We start from the raw sequence: 14,047 nt of genomic DNA, 5'->3' as shown, positions 1-14,047 counted from the left end.
GGGCTCAGGCATCCGGCGCGATGACGCCCTTCTTGAAGGCGAAGCAGCCGTAGAAGCGGCGTTCGCCGGTCTGGATCACGCAATAGGATTTCTGCGCCAGGTCGTAGAAGGCGAAGCGCTCGATCGAACCCATCGGCATCGGCTTGCCCTCGGCCGCGTCGATCGCCTGCTGCACCTCGACCTGCACGGGCGGGATGTCGTCCGGCGCGCCGACGATCTCCATCCTGAGCGCCGGATGATCGACAAAGCTGTCAAGCGGCATCACCGAAAGGATCGCCTTCGCCACGCGACCAGCCGATGCGTTATCAATTCTCAAGAGCCGGCCGAGCCGCGTCTGCCGCGCGACCGAATCGGAAGGGAAATTGGTGTCGGCGATGATGAGATCGTCGCCATGGCCCATGGAGCGCAACGCGTAAAGGACATCGGCATTAAGAATGGGATCTATGCCCTTGAGCATGGCGCGGCGGCTCCTGCGTTTTTCTGAGGCGCGAAGGATGACCACGGATCGGAGGGCAGCGCAAGAGCGGTCCCGCGTTCAGCGCACCGTCATTGCCAGCCGGTAGCCCGCATACAGGAAGAAGCAGCCGAGTCCGGCTTCGACCCATTTACGGAAGCGCAGATAGAGGCGGCGGATCGGCCCGGACGACAGGAGGAGCGCGTAACCTCCATGGCCCGCGAAGGAATTCACGAAGGCTCCCGCGATGAAGATCAAGATTACCGGCAGCGGCGCATTGCCGACACCGCCGACGCTTGCCACCGCTATCCAGAAGAAGATCGCCTTCGGATTCGAGATCTGAAGCGTGAAGCCGTTGAGGGCGGAACGCCACGGACTGCCCGTTGCCGTCCGCTTGAGTACCAGTTCCTTGTCGAGCGCGGCGTTGCGGAACGCCTTCCAGGCGAGCCACAGGAGATAGACCGCGCCGACAAGGCGCACCGCGATCATCAGTTCGGCCACCTGTGCGAAAAGCGAGGCGAGGCCGAGCACTGTCGCCGTCGCCAGAATGATGGTGCCGCAAGCGATGCCGGATGCCGTAACCAGCGACGGCGCCCGTCCCTGGCTCGTCGCCACCGACAGGATCAGCATCACGCTCGGCCCGGGCGACAATACGCCCATCCACTGGATCGACCAGGCAAGCAGAAGCTGGGGCAGGTAGTGCGCGATCATCGATAGAGCCTGATAGGCCGGGAACGGTGGGAAGGATGCGCTTGATAGCGCTGATTGCACCGTCGCCATAGACCCCGCGTGAAAGATACTGACAGCATGATGGCGGGAGCCGGCCGCTCGCGCCTCCCCCTACCCTCCACCCCCGGGTCGGTACGCGTATCCGGCCGGGTTGCATCGGCGGACAGCCCCAAAGAATCCGCTTTGCATCTCCGCTTCGGCCGTTCGCGCCCTACATGGACCGCAGTGACCGAAACGGAGACACGATGGCAGAAGAACCCCGGACGCTCGCCGACCTCGATCCTTCCCTGCTGGGGCCGGAGCACACGGCCTTCTTCCTGGATTTCGACGGCACGCTGGCGGATTTCAGGGACGATCCGGCCGCAGTTGTCCTGCCGGAGCGCGAACGGCACACCCTCGCCGCGCTGGCGAAAGCGGCCGACGGGGCGGTTGCGATCATCTCGGGCCGGCCTATTGCCGATATCGACCGTATGCTCGACCCGCTGGAATTGCCGGTCGCCGGCGTGCACGGGCTGGAGCGCCGGAACGCCGGCGGCGAGGTCTTCCGAACCGCCCTTCCCGAAGCGCCGCTTGCCGCTGCTCGCGCCCGCTTTCAGGCGATGGCGCGTCTCCACCCCGGTCTTCTGATCGAGGAGAAACCCGGCTCCGTCGCGCTGCATTTCCGCCGCCGTCCAGAGCTGGAGCCGCAGTGTCTGGAGATCGCCAGCAGCATCGTGGAGACGCATATGGAATTGCGGATGCTACACGGAAAGATGGTCATCGAATTCAAGGCCGGCAGCGCAACGAAGGCGGACGCCATTGCCGCATTCCTGAAGGAAGAGCCCTTCCGAGGTCGGCACCCGTTTTTCGCCGGCGATGATTCAACGGATGAGGATGCATTTAACAAGATACTGAAACTAAAAGGGGTTTCCATGAAAATCGGCCCTGGCGCCACGATAGCCGCCTACCGCGCCGCCGATATCGACGCTTTCCGTGAGTGGCTGGCGGCTCTTACCCAACAGTACAACAGGACGGAAAGGAGCACCGCCGCCCGCGCCTGAGCGGCATTGCAAGGAGCATGACGGATTTTGAAGGGACAGCGACGAACGGGCCAAGGCTCGTCGTCATATCGAACCGCGTCGCCGATCTGCGCAAGACGACACAGACAGGCGGGCTGGCGGTCGGCCTCGCCGATGCGGTGAAAGAGCGCGGCGGCGTCTGGTTCGGCTGGAGCGGCCGCAAACTGAAGGAGCCCGGCCAGCCGAAGGTCGACCGGATCGGCAAGGTTATGCAAATCTCGGTCGCGCTAAGACCGGAGGACTACGCAGCCTACTATATCGGCTACGCCAATTCCGTGCTGTGGCCGCTCTTTCACTACCGGCTCGACCTCGTCGATTTCCGGCAGCCCTTCCACGACGGCTACCGGCGCGTGAACGAGAAGTTCGCCGAGACAATCCTGCCCTTCCTCAAACCGGACGACATTATCTGGGTGCATGACTATCATTTGATCCCGCTGGCCGCCGAACTGCGCAGGCGCGGCTGCCGCCAGCGCATCGGCTTTTTCCTGCACATCCCCTTTCCTCCGCCCGACCTGCTGGCGGCCGCGCCCGACCATGATTGGCTGGTAGGGTGCCTCTTCGAATACGACCTGATCGGCTTCCAGACGGAGGCCGACCTCGGCAATTTTCGCCGCTACGCCAAAGAGCAGGCCGGCGCGATGGTCGGCAAGGACAGCTCGCTCGAGGCGGCCGGGCATAGCTTCCGCGCCGGCGCCTTCCCGATCGGCATCGACGTGGACCATTTCGCCGAAATGGCGAGCCGCGCATCCGAGGAAGTCGCGATCGACGAATTGCGGCGCAAGGTGCTTGGCCGCAGGCAGATCATAGGCGTCGACCGGCTCGACTATTCGAAGGGCCTGCCGGACCGCTTCAAGGCCTTTGGCCGGCTGCTCGAACAGCATCCGGAGATACATAAGAAGGTCACGCTCCTGCAGATCGCCCCCTCCTCGCGCCAGGAGGTGCAATCCTATGCCGACATCAAGGAGGAGCTTGCCGGCCTTTCCGGCTCCATCAATGGCCGCTTCGCCGATTTCAACTGGACGCCGATCCGCTACATCCAGCGCAACGTGCCGCGCGAGAAGTTGGCGGCGCTCTTCCGCGCCAGCCAGGTCGGGTTCGTCACGCCGCTGCGCGACGGCATGAACCTCGTGGCCAAGGAGTTCGTCGCCGCGCAGGACATCAACGATCCGGGCGTGCTGGTGCTCTCGCAATTCGCCGGCGCGGCGGAGGAGATGGCCGAGGCGCTGATCGTCAATCCCTACGATATCGACGACATGGCCGAGAATTTGTTCCGCGCGCTGCAGATGCCGCTGAAGGAACGCCAGCGGCGCCAGAAGGCGCTGATCGCCCGCATCCGCAAGCAGGACGCGCGCGCCTGGTTGGGCAGTTTCCTGAGCGCACTCGAAGGCTTGCGAGTAACGGACGCGGCGGCGTAGCGCCGCGCGGCAGGGAACGGGCCCCCATATAGGCGTTGGGCGGGCAATTCGTCCTTCTTGAAGGAGAAAGACCATGCAGGCCGCGAAGGAAGGAAAGGGCGGAAAGATTCCGCTTGCCGGCCACAACCGGCAAAAGAATAAAGATCCGGAAGAAAAGCGACGTGCGACAAGGCCGGTCGAGGGCGCGCAGACCGGGTCGCAAGGGCTCGGCTATCTGAAGGACACGGACAAAGCCGCCGGAAAATCCGGCAGGCCGAAGCGCGGCCGCTGACCGGGCACAGCGGTTTCAGGCCATCAACGCAAAATATTTCGATCCAGACGGCCTCGGACAAGGCGCGGCGGGTGGCGCTTCGGCTCAATATGCGTCAGATAGGGGCCCACTGAAGTCGCTAGTCGAAAGAGGAACTGGTTACCCATGACGATCCATAAGAATTTCATCGCCGGCGAGTGGCTGGCCGGTAGCGACGAAACGAAGAACATCAACCCGTCCAATATCGACGAGGTGATCGGCGTCTACACTCGCGCCTCGCGCAACGACGCGGAGAATGCGATCCAGGCGGCGCGCAAGGCCTTCCCGGCCTGGGCGCGCTCCGGCATCCAGCAGCGCCATGACATCCTCAAGAAAGTGTCCGACGAGATCCTCGCCCGCAAGGACGAGCTCGGCCAACTCCTGGCGCGCGAGGAAGGCAAGACATTGCCGGAAGCGGTGGGCGAAGTCGCCCGCGCCGGCCAGATCTTCGATTTCTTTGCCGGCGAGGTGCTGCGGCTATCCGGCGAGAAGATCGCCTCGACCCGCCCCGGCCTCGATGTCGAGATCACGCGCGAGCCGGTCGGCGTCGTCGGCATCATCACGCCGTGGAACTTCCCGATCGCCATTCCCGCTTGGAAGATCGCGCCGGCGCTCGCCTATGGCAACACAGTGGTTTTCAAGCCGGCCGATCTGGTACCGGGTTCTGCATGGGCGTTGTCGGACATCATCGTGCGCGCGGGTCTGCCGGAAGGCGTCTTCAACCTCGTGATGGGCCGCGGCTCGGTGGTCGGAGACACCATGCTGAATTCGCCGCACATCGACGCCATCACCTTCACCGGCTCGGTCGCGACCGGCAAGAAAGTCGCCGCCGCCTGCGTCGAGCATATGCGCAAGTTCCAGCTCGAGATGGGCGGCAAGAACCCGCTCGTCGTGCTCGACGACGCCGACCTGAAGACGGCGGTGGAGGTTGCTGCCAACGGTGCCTTCTTCTCCACCGGCCAGCGTTGCACCGCCTCCTCGCGCCTCGTCGTGACCGACGGCATCCATGACAAGTTCGTCTCGGCGCTGACGGAGCGGCTGAAGGGTCTCACCGTGGACGATGCGATGAAGGACGGCACGCATATCGGGCCGGTGGTCGACCAGTCCCAACTCGACCAGGACATCTCCTATATCGACATCGGCCAGAAGGAAGGCGCGAAGCTGGCCTGGGGCGGCGAGCGGCTGAACCGGGAGAAGCCCGGCTTCTACCTGCAGCCGGCGCTCTTCACCGACACCCAGCCCGACATGCGCATCAACCGCGAGGAGATCTTCGGCCCGGTCGCCAGCGTCCAGCGCGCCAAGGACTATGACGAGGCGCTGGTGATTGCGAACGACACCATCTTCGGGCTGTCGTCCGGCATCTGCACGACCAGCCTGAAGCACGCCTCGCATTTCAAGCGTAATTCGGAGGCCGGCATGGTCATGGTCAACCTGCCGACGGCAGGCGTCGACTACCACGTTCCCTTTGGTGGCCGCAAAGGCTCCTCCTATGGGCCACGCGAGCAGGGCCGTTACGCCGCCGAATTCTACACGACCGTCAAGACGACCTACACGCTGCCTTGACCTGACGATTAAAGATCCTTCTCCGTCTCGGCGGAGAAGGCAACAGCCCGAACAGATTCCCGGAGACAATATAAGATGCCCAGCCTTTCCGGCGTCATCGCCGCCGCCGCCACGCCCGTTCGCGATGATCTGTCGATCGACCTCGACCATCTGGTCGAGCATTGCCGCTGGCTGCTCGGCGACGGCGGTTGTGACGGCGTCAACCTGCTCGGCACCACCGGCGAGGCGACGTCCTTCCCGGTTGAACAGCGCATCGCCGCCATGCGTGCCATCGCCAAGGCCGGCCTGCCGCTAGACCGCTTCATGGTCGGCACCGGCGCGGCGGCGCTGGACGATGCCTGCCGGCTGACGGCTGAAGTAAAGTCGCTCGGCTTTGCCGGCGCGCTGCTACTGCCGCCCTTCTACTACAAGGGCCTCGATGCCGACGGTGTCGTGGGTTACGTCGAGGCGCTGATCGGCAAGGTCGGCGCCAATGGGCTGAAGCTTTATCTCTACCATTTCCCCGCCAATTCAGGCGTGCCCTATACACCGGAAATCGTCGCCCGGCTGCGCAACGCCCATCCCGAACAGGTGCTTGGCCTCAAAGACAGTTCCGGCGACCTCGACTATTCCGCCGGCTTGGCGCGCGACCTGCCCGGCTTTGCCGTGTTTCCGAGCGCGGAAGCCTCGCTCGGCCGCGCCGCCGAACTCGGCTTCGCCGGCTGCATCTCGGCCACCGCCAATGTCACCGGCCCCTATGCGCAGATCGCCTGGAGTGGTTCGGAGGAGACCGCGAGGAAGGAAGCGCTGGACAACGCCGTCGATATCCGTGCCATCGTTGCCCGCTTCCCGCTCGTCGCTTCGATCAAGACGGCGCTGGCGCTACTCACCGGCCGTGGCGGCTGGGCGCGCACTATGCCACCGCTGACAGCGTTGTCGGCAAAGCAAAAGGCCGAACTGGGTGATGCGCTTTCGACCAGCGCGTTGGGAAAGGTAGCCGAACTGATGCGGTAAGCATCGGCAAGGTCGATCTTACCCGTCAAAGCTTTGTCGAGACGCCGCTCTTCGTTGACGACGTCCTTCGATACCTTGCGCCTTTTCGCTGCATCGCACAGATGGCCCTTTGTGTATCATCTGATACCAGCCATCGAACGACCGGAGGCTAGACTCCGTTGCATGAAAGAGGCTCGTCAGGTCAAGGAACGTAAGGCGCGGTGGCCGCTATGCGAGGATTCCCTCGCATGATGAACAGGTCACTGCCGGCCTCCCGTGTTACCGATGTTCCGGACATTCATTGCCGGGACATCCAGTAATGCACACTTTACGCTACATTTCGGGCAGGCTCATCAAGGCGTTCCTGATCGTCCTCGCCGTGGCGATCATGAACTTCTTCCTCATCCGCCTCGCGCCCGGTGACCCGGCGACCGTTATCGCAGGACAGTCGGGCGACGCCGACACGGTTTATCTCAACCAGTTGCGCGCCGATTTCGGCCTCGACAGGTCGATGCCCGAGCAATTGGGCATCTATCTGAAGAAGCTCGCGGTTCTCGACTTCGGCATGAGCTACCGCGAGCGACGACCGGTAAGCGAGATCATCTGGGAGAGACTGCCCTCTACCCTTGAGATTACCGCATCGGCCTTCGTGCTGGCGCTCGTCGCAGGCGTGCTGCTCGGTACCGCCGCCGCCGTAAACCGTGGCGGCTTTTGGGATCGCACGGCCACGGCCCTGTCGCTGGTCTTCTATGCGACCCCGCTGTTCTGGGTCGGTATTCTGCTGGTGCTGGTCTTCTCTGTCGAACTCGACTGGCTGCCCGCCTTCGGCCGTGCGACGATTGCCGGCCCGGACACGGGGCTTCCGGCCTTGCTTGATCGGCTGAAGCACCTCGTGCTGCCCGTCCTCACCCTGACGCTGTTCTACCTGGCGCTTTACGCGCGGATGACACGCGCCAGCATGGTCGAAACGCTGGACATGGATTTCATCAAGACGGCGAGGGCCAAGGGCGTCGGCCGCGCGCGCATCCTGTTCGTGCACGCCTTGCGCAATGCCGTCCTCCCCATCCTCACGCTTGCGGGCGTGCAGGTCGGCCAGTTGCTCAGCGGAGCGATCATCATCGAGACCATCTTCGGCTGGCCGGGCCTGGGTCTGCTGGCCTTCAACGCCGTCCTGCAGCGCGACTACAACACGCTTCTGGCGGTCTTCTTCGTCACGTCGCTGCTGGTCGTCCTGGCAAACCTGATCGTCGACGGGCTCTATGTGCTGATCGACCCGCGTACGGGGACACGCACATGAGACGCGCCCTTGAACGGCTGCCTCAGCGGGACTGGGTATTCGTCGCATCGGTCGCCGTGTTGCTCGGTGTACTTGCCATGGCATTTTCCGCCTCGCTGCTGTTCCCCGGCGGCCCATGGGAAGTCGTCGGGCCGCCGGTTGCGCCGCCCTTCTCGGACGGCTTCCTCCTGGGTACCGACACGATCGGCCGCAGCGTCATGGCCGGCATCTTCTATGGAGCACGGGTGTCGCTGCTGGTCGGCATCGTGGCAACCGCGCTGCCATTCCTGCTGGGCATGCTGATCGGCGCCGTTGCGGGCTATTATGGCGGCTTGATCGATGACGCATTGATGCGGCTGACGGAGCTGTTCCAGACGGTCCCGCATTTCATGCTGGCGCTGGTGCTGGTTGCAATCCTGACGCCGAGCATCACCTCCATCGTCATCGCCATCTCGGTCGTAAGCTGGCCGCCGGTCGCGCGGCTGGTGCGCGCGGAATTCCTGAGCCTGCGCAATCGCGAATTCGTGGAGGCCGCCATTGTAGCAGGCCGCAGCCACACCTCCATCATCCTCAAGGAGATCCTGCCTAATGCGCTCGGTCCGGTCATCGTACTGGCATCGCTGATGGTCGCGACCGCGATCCTCCTCGAGGCGGCGATCAGCTTCATCGGCCTGGGCGATCCGAACCTGATGAGCTGGGGATACATGGTCGGCGCATCCCGCACCGCGCTTCGCACGGCATGGTGGGTGAGCGTCATGCCGGGCCTTGCCGTGTTTCTGACCGTCCTTGCCATCAATTTCGTCGGGGAGGCGCTGAACGAAGCGCTCAATCCCAGAAGCGCGTTGAAGGCCCTTCCATGACGGCGGACGTCCTGAAGGTCGAGGGATTGACCGTCGCGCTACCGCCCTCGGGCCAGCGCGCGCATGCGATAGAGAACATCGACTTTGCGCTCCGCCGAGGCGAGACGCTGTGCATGGTCGGCGAGTCCGGCTCGGGTAAATCCGTTGTCGCCCACGCCGTGATGGGATTGCTCCCCGCAAATCTGCATCTCCTTGGAGGCCGCGTGCTTCTCGAGGGACAGGAGATACAGTCTCTCCCTGAAAGAGATTTTCGACGCATCCGCGGGCGCAAGCTGTCCATGGTCTTCCAGGAGCCGATGACGGCACTCAATCCGCTGATGCGGGTCGGCGACCAGATCTCCGAGGCGATGCGGGTCCATGGGATTTCCAGCCAAACCCTCATCAACGAGCGGCTTCATGAACTCGCCGAGCAGGTACGCCTGCCGGATCCGGCAAATACGCTGAGTGCCTACCCGATGCAGTTGTCGGGAGGGCAACGCCAGCGGGTGATGATCGCCATGGCGCTGGCGCTCAGGCCCGCGCTCTTGATCGCCGACGAGCCCACGACCGCGCTCGATGTGACAACCCAGGCGCAGATCCTTTCGATCATCAAGGACATGCAACAGGCCTACGGGACCGGGGTTCTGTTCGTGACCCATGATTTCGGCGTCGTAGCCGAAATTGCCGACCGGGTGGTCGTCATGGAGAAGGGGAACAATGTCGAAGCGGGCGCTGTCAGCGATATCCTCGAGAGGCCGACCCATCCCTACACGCGCCGGCTGATCGCCGCGGTGCCCGATCTGGATGTGCGAGGCGGCCGCAAGCCTGCCGTTCCGCCGGCTTCGGCGCTGGAGATAAAAGGGCTTTCCAAGCGTTTTGTCCGGCGCGCCGGACCATTCGCCAGGCGGACTGTCGTGGACGCGGTGCGGAACATCGACCTTTCGGTGAACCGCGGCGAGATATTCGGGATCATCGGCGAGTCCGGATCCGGGAAATCGACGCTCGGCCGATTGATCGTACGCCTGGCTCGTCCCGATAGCGGCGACATCCTGGTCGACGGCGTCAACATGGCCCATCTCGACGGTAGCGCCATGCGGGCATTTCGGCCGCGCGTGCAAATGGTCTTCCAGGATCCTTTCGGATCGCTCAATCCGCGCCAGACGGTCGGCGGCATACTGGGCAATGTCCTGGCGCTCGGCGGCAGAAACGGCGCCACGGCCAGGGACGAAGCCGGAAGGCTGCTCGAACTGGTGGGGCTCGATGCCAGGGCGCTGGACCGCTTTCCCCACGAATTCTCCGGCGGTCAGCGCCAGCGTATTTCACTCGCCCGCGCGCTTGCCACAAATCCGACCCTGCTGATCGCCGACGAGGCCGTCTCCGCCCTGGACGTGGTCATCCAGGCGCAGATCCTGGACCTTATCGCCGATCTGCGCCGCCGGCTTCAACTCACGGTGCTGTTCATCACGCACGATCTCAGGGTCGCGGGCCGGATCTGCGACCGCATCGCCGTCATGCTGCGCGGCGAGGTCGTCGAGCAAGGACGACCGGAAGATATCTTCGCCTCGCCGCAACACCCCTACACCGCCCGTCTCATCGCCTCCATTCCTGGCCGGAGCCGGTGCGGAGAAGAGAATGCAACTGAACAACAAAATGGGAAGGAAACAGTGCGATGAGACCATATCTGCAATCCATGCGCCCGCTGATCGCGGGCGCCCTGGCGGCCCTGGCCGTGGCATCGTTCGCATCGAACGGATACGCCGAACCGAAGCATGGCGGCACGCTGCGCATGGCCATCAACCCGGAACCGCCGACGCTGATGGTGGGCGTCAATCCGCAGACCCCGGTCCAGATCGTCGGCAGCAAGATCTATGAGGGATTGCTCGACTATTCCTTCGACCTCAAGCCCGAGCCGAGCCTGGCCAAGTCATGGACCGTCAGCGCCGACGGGCTGACCTACGACTTCAAGCTCCAGGAGGGCGTCAAGTGGAGCGACGGCGAGCCTTTCAGCGCCGAGGACGTCGTCTTCTCCTTCACGAAATTCCTGCTGGAAACCAATGTCGGGGTCCGCAACTACATGGCGAATGTCGATTCGGTCACGGCAGTGTCGCCGACCGAAGTGGCGTTCAAGCTGAAGTCGCCGAAGCCGGCTTTTCTCTACAGCTTCTCCGCCGAACAGGCGCCCATCGTGCCGCAACACGTCTACAAGGACGAGAAGGATTTCCGCAACAGCCCGAAAAACGACAAGCCGATCGGAACCGGCCCGTTCATGCTCGACGAATGGAAGCATGGCGAATACATCAAGCTGAAGCGGAACCCGAACTACTGGCAAAAGGGCAAGCCGTATCTCGATGCCCTCTACTTCGTCGTTATTCCCGATTCGGCGTCCCGCGCGGCCGCGCTGGAGAACGGCGACATCGACGTGACGAGTTTCAACGATATCGAGGTTTTCGACATCCCGCGGCTCAGGAAACTGCCGAACCTCCATGTGAGCACCAAAGGCTACGAATACCTGTCGCCGATGATGTGGATCGAGGTGAACAATCGGAAAAAGCCGCTCGACGATCCCCGTTTCCGCAAGGCGATGATGTATGCGATCGACCGCGAATTCATCAAGGACAACATCTGGAACGGGCTCGGTGAGGTCGCCGTCGGTCCGCTGGCGCATTCGACGCTCTATTTCGACAAGTCGATGAAGCCCTATGCCTACGATCCCAAGAAATCGGCCGAACTTCTCGACGAGATGGGCCTCAAGCCGGATGCGAACGGCGTGCGCGCCACCATCGAGATGATGCCCCTGCCCTATGGCGAGGTCTGGAACCGCATGGCCGAATACGTAAAGCAGGCGCTCGCCAAGGTCGGCATAGCTGTCGAACTGAAAGGCGCGGACGTCGCCGGCTGGCGGAAGAAATTCGCCGATTGGGATTACTCCACGACCTTCACCTACGGCTATCAGTATGCCGATCCGGCCGTGCGCGTCGGTCGCACCTATACGAGCGACAACATCAAGAAGGGCGTGCCCTTCAGCAACGAGAGCGGCTACTCGAATCCCGAGATCGACAAACTGTTCGACGAGGGCGCCAAGGAAGTGGATCCGGCGAAGCGGCAGGAAATCTACTCGAAAATCCAGCACATCCTCTACGACGACCTGCCCGTGCTCTGGATCATGGAAATGAAGTTCGTAACCGTCACCAATGTGCGCGTGCACGATCTGGTGACCGGCGGCACCGGCGTGGTGAGCAGCTTCGCCAACGCCTACGTCAACTGACGCCAAGCGATCACGAAGAAGGAATCGACTGATGCGGATAGCAACCCTCGGACCCGCGGGCAGCAACCACGAAAAGGCAACAAGGGCATACTTGCGGTTTCATGGACTGACGGATGCCGAGCTTTCCTTTTTCGAGACCTACAGCCAGGCCCTCGAGATGCTGCGGAGCGGGAAGATCGACTTCTTCACCCAGGTCTGCGCCCATCCCGAAGTCGCGATAACCATCGAAAAGTTCCACCGGGAGATCTTCCTGGTGGACAGCTTCATCGGCCCGACCAGGCCGATGGGAGTCGTGACCCGAAAGAATGTCGAATCCCCGCAATCGCTAGGCTACATGATCGCAACGGCAGGCTATTTCGACCAGAGCCGGTGGTCGACGATCGTGACGGAAATATCCAACAGCGCCGTCGCGCAGGGACTTTTGGCCGGCAAATACGATTCCGGATTCACGACGACGGAACTGGTCGATCGATACCCCGACCGTTTCCGGATCGATGAATATATCGGAGAGGTCGATGTATGCTGGCTGGTCTATGGCCGTGAACGGGTACGCCTTGGCGAGATCACAGCCTGGCGCGATGCACCGGTGCGCCGACTGCTTGCGGAGAACGTTGGCTGAACTCTGACAAAAGTCGCCGCGCAGCCCCATTGCGGCCGCGCGGCGATAATCTTCCGGTGAGCGCTACACCAGCATCGGCCAGGGTCGCGCCTCTTCGAAAGCGGCGGCGATGGCGAACAGTCGCTCCTCCTCGTAGAGGTTCGCAACGATCTGCAGGCCCGCAGGAAGACCGTCGACGAGGCCAGCGGGCAAGGATACGGCCGGATGGCCCGTCAAATTGAAGGGGTAAGTGTAAGACGCCCAGGCGACGAGATCGTCCTGCCGATATCCGGCAGGCGCCGTCCGCTCGACCGGAAAAGCGACGACGGGCAGAGTGGGAGTGACAAGGAAATCGAAGGTTTCGAACAACGCCCGCACCACATCGCGCAGCTGATAACGCTTCAAGGCCAACTCGCGATGAGAAAGAAGGCTGCGGCCGGCATAGTCTTCGAGCTTGGCGGCAACGTCGGCATCAAGTTCGGATCTTTGGGCCGCAAGCAGTATGCGTAGCTTCATCGCCACATCGGTATAGAACTCGCTCTCCCAGATGTCGGCGGAATCGGCAAAGACCGATTCCACCAGTGTGACCTCGCAGCCCATATCTTCAAGACACCCGACGGCCTGCTCGACTACGCGCCGCACGCCTGGATCGGGCCGCGCATATCCCAACGTCGGACTATAGGCGACCCGCGGACGCCCCAAATCGGCCCCGCAGGCGGCAAGGCCGGCGGTGGCGGGAAACGGCAGGGCATATGGATCGCGGGCGTCATAGCCGGTGATCGCGTCGACCAGGAGCGCGGCATCGCGGACGTTGCGTGCCAGGACGCCGACATGGCCGACCGTCGGCGTCGCCGATACGGGATGGACCGGCGCTCGTCCGAATGTCGGCTTGAAGCCGACTATCCCGGTGAGTGCCGCGGGGATGCGGACGGAGCCGCCCCCATCCGTGCCGAGGGCAACCGGCGCCAGCCCCGCCGCGACCGCCGCGGCCGATCCGGCGCTTGATCCGCCGGGGGTCAACGCCGTGTCCCAGGGATTTCGCGTGAAACCTGTGAGCGGGCTGAAGCCTGTCGCCTTGCATCCGAATTCGCTGGTGGTCGTTTTGCCGAACAGAAGGGCGTCCCGCTTGAGCGCTCGCGCGACGGTAGGCGCGTCGGCCGACGCACGGCTCTCCCGGAATGGCTTCGAGCCGAATGCCGTCGAATAGTCGCGTGTGGCGATCAGATCCTTGACCGGAACAGGTACGCCGCATAGCGGGCCTGCTGCCGACGGATCGCGGCTCAACGCCTTCTGCAACCGCGCCGCCTGCCGGAGAACGAGATCCGGATCGAGCGCGGCGAAGCAGTTGAGCAGCGGATCCACAGCTTCCACATCGCTCAGGACAGCGCGCGCGATCTCTTCCGTTCCCAATTCGCCAACCGTGACCATCCGGGCAATTTCACGTGCGGAGAGCCGGGACGTGAAACTGCGATTTTTCGGTAACGCGGCACCTGCCGTCACGATTTGACCCTTTGCGCCCGATCTCGTCGCATGATGGTTGTATTCTTGCTTTCTCCGGCGGGAGATTTGGTATCATTTGCTACAAGTCG

Annotated in this window: 13 protein-coding genes; 10 read left to right on the top strand and 3 right to left on the bottom strand. The window is 63.1% G+C overall.

All coding sequences use genetic code 11. The features are described 5' to 3' along the window. Positions 1-4: 4 nt before the first annotated feature. Positions 5-457: an RbsD/FucU family protein gene (locus RBH77_RS10510; protein WP_311032091.1), complete on the bottom strand. Its 453-nt coding sequence runs from the start codon at positions 455-457 to the stop codon at positions 5-7. 78 nt (positions 458-535) lie between these two features. Further along, positions 536-1,165 carry a LysE family translocator gene (locus RBH77_RS10505; RefSeq protein ID WP_311032090.1) on the bottom strand — a complete coding sequence of 210 codons (630 nt, stop codon included), beginning with the start codon at positions 1,163-1,165 and terminating at the stop codon, positions 536-538. Between the two features lie 263 nt (positions 1,166-1,428). Between RBH77_RS10505 and otsB the strand changes: the two genes are divergently transcribed. From otsB to RBH77_RS10455, 10 genes are all read left to right on the top strand, one after another. Beyond that, positions 1,429-2,223 carry a trehalose-phosphatase gene (gene otsB, locus RBH77_RS10500; protein ID WP_311032089.1) on the top strand — a complete coding sequence of 265 codons (795 nt, stop codon included), beginning with the start codon at positions 1,429-1,431 and terminating at the stop codon, positions 2,221-2,223. 17 nt (positions 2,224-2,240) lie between these two features. Next, positions 2,241-3,656, top strand: coding sequence for an alpha,alpha-trehalose-phosphate synthase (UDP-forming) (gene otsA, locus RBH77_RS10495; RefSeq protein WP_311032088.1), 1,416 nt, complete (start codon positions 2,241-2,243; stop codon positions 3,654-3,656). 73 nt (positions 3,657-3,729) lie between these two features. Next, positions 3,730-3,927, top strand: a complete 198-nt coding sequence (locus RBH77_RS10490; RefSeq protein WP_311032087.1) for a hypothetical protein — start codon at positions 3,730-3,732, stop codon at positions 3,925-3,927. A gap of 144 nt (positions 3,928-4,071) precedes the next feature. Then, positions 4,072-5,508, top strand: a complete 1,437-nt coding sequence (locus tag RBH77_RS10485; RefSeq protein WP_311032086.1) for an aldehyde dehydrogenase family protein — start codon at positions 4,072-4,074, stop codon at positions 5,506-5,508. 75 nt (positions 5,509-5,583) lie between these two features. Next, positions 5,584-6,501 carry a dihydrodipicolinate synthase family protein gene (locus RBH77_RS10480; RefSeq protein WP_311032085.1) on the top strand — a complete coding sequence of 306 codons (918 nt, stop codon included), beginning with the start codon at positions 5,584-5,586 and terminating at the stop codon, positions 6,499-6,501. Between the two features lie 298 nt (positions 6,502-6,799). Continuing rightward, on the top strand, positions 6,800-7,777 hold the full coding sequence (locus RBH77_RS10475; RefSeq protein ID WP_311032084.1) for an ABC transporter permease: 978 nt from the start codon (positions 6,800-6,802) through the stop codon (positions 7,775-7,777). After that, a complete protein-coding gene (locus tag RBH77_RS10470) occupies positions 7,774-8,616 on the top strand; it encodes an ABC transporter permease (RefSeq protein ID WP_371832857.1) in 843 nt (280 codons plus the stop codon). The genes RBH77_RS10475 and RBH77_RS10470 overlap by 4 nt, the downstream gene beginning before the upstream one ends. Beyond that, positions 8,613-10,268, top strand: a complete 1,656-nt coding sequence (locus tag RBH77_RS10465) for a dipeptide ABC transporter ATP-binding protein (RefSeq protein ID WP_311032083.1) — start codon at positions 8,613-8,615, stop codon at positions 10,266-10,268. The genes RBH77_RS10470 and RBH77_RS10465 overlap by 4 nt, the downstream gene beginning before the upstream one ends. Beyond that, positions 10,265-11,860: an ABC transporter substrate-binding protein gene (locus RBH77_RS10460; protein WP_311032082.1), complete on the top strand. Its 1,596-nt coding sequence runs from the start codon at positions 10,265-10,267 to the stop codon at positions 11,858-11,860. Before RBH77_RS10465 ends, RBH77_RS10460 begins: the two co-directional genes overlap by 4 nt. Before the next feature lie 31 nt (positions 11,861-11,891). Next, on the top strand, positions 11,892-12,479 hold the full coding sequence (locus RBH77_RS10455) for a substrate-binding domain-containing protein (protein WP_311032081.1): 588 nt from the start codon (positions 11,892-11,894) through the stop codon (positions 12,477-12,479). A gap of 63 nt (positions 12,480-12,542) precedes the next feature. Here RBH77_RS10455 and RBH77_RS10450 read toward each other — a convergent pair whose 3' ends face one another. Then, positions 12,543-13,886: an amidase family protein gene (locus RBH77_RS10450; protein WP_311032080.1), complete on the bottom strand. Its 1,344-nt coding sequence runs from the start codon at positions 13,884-13,886 to the stop codon at positions 12,543-12,545. Positions 13,887-14,047: the final 161 nt, after the last annotated feature.

Source organism: Mesorhizobium koreense, assembly GCF_031656215.1.
GTDB classification, from domain to species: Bacteria; Pseudomonadota; Alphaproteobacteria; order Rhizobiales; family Rhizobiaceae; genus Mesorhizobium_L; species Mesorhizobium_L koreense.
This window is presented reverse-complemented; position numbering and strand designations above follow the sequence as displayed.

Excerpts from the sequence above, each read along its gene's own strand:
- RBH77_RS10450 (WP_311032080.1), bottom strand. The coding sequence starts at position 13,886 with ATGGTCACGGTTGGCGAATTGGGAACGGAAGAGATCGCGCGCGCTGTC.
- RBH77_RS10505 (WP_311032090.1), bottom strand. The coding sequence starts at position 1,165 with ATGATCGCGCACTACCTGCCCCAGCTTCTGCTTGCCTGGTCGATCCAG.
- RBH77_RS10510 (WP_311032091.1), bottom strand. The coding sequence starts at position 457 with ATGCTCAAGGGCATAGATCCCATTCTTAATGCCGATGTCCTTTACGCG.
- RBH77_RS10460 (WP_311032082.1), top strand. The coding sequence starts at position 10,265 with ATGAGACCATATCTGCAATCCATGCGCCCGCTGATCGCGGGCGCCCTG.
- RBH77_RS10475 (WP_311032084.1), top strand. The coding sequence starts at position 6,800 with ATGCACACTTTACGCTACATTTCGGGCAGGCTCATCAAGGCGTTCCTG.
- otsA (WP_311032088.1), top strand. The coding sequence starts at position 2,241 with ATGACGGATTTTGAAGGGACAGCGACGAACGGGCCAAGGCTCGTCGTC.
- RBH77_RS10485 (WP_311032086.1), top strand. The coding sequence starts at position 4,072 with ATGACGATCCATAAGAATTTCATCGCCGGCGAGTGGCTGGCCGGTAGC.
- RBH77_RS10455 (WP_311032081.1), top strand. The coding sequence starts at position 11,892 with ATGCGGATAGCAACCCTCGGACCCGCGGGCAGCAACCACGAAAAGGCA.
- otsB (WP_311032089.1), top strand. The coding sequence starts at position 1,429 with ATGGCAGAAGAACCCCGGACGCTCGCCGACCTCGATCCTTCCCTGCTG.
- RBH77_RS10490 (WP_311032087.1), top strand. The coding sequence starts at position 3,730 with ATGCAGGCCGCGAAGGAAGGAAAGGGCGGAAAGATTCCGCTTGCCGGC.
- RBH77_RS10470 (WP_371832857.1), top strand. The coding sequence starts at position 7,774 with ATGAGACGCGCCCTTGAACGGCTGCCTCAGCGGGACTGGGTATTCGTC.
- RBH77_RS10465 (WP_311032083.1), top strand. The coding sequence starts at position 8,613 with ATGACGGCGGACGTCCTGAAGGTCGAGGGATTGACCGTCGCGCTACCG.
- RBH77_RS10480 (WP_311032085.1), top strand. The coding sequence starts at position 5,584 with ATGCCCAGCCTTTCCGGCGTCATCGCCGCCGCCGCCACGCCCGTTCGC.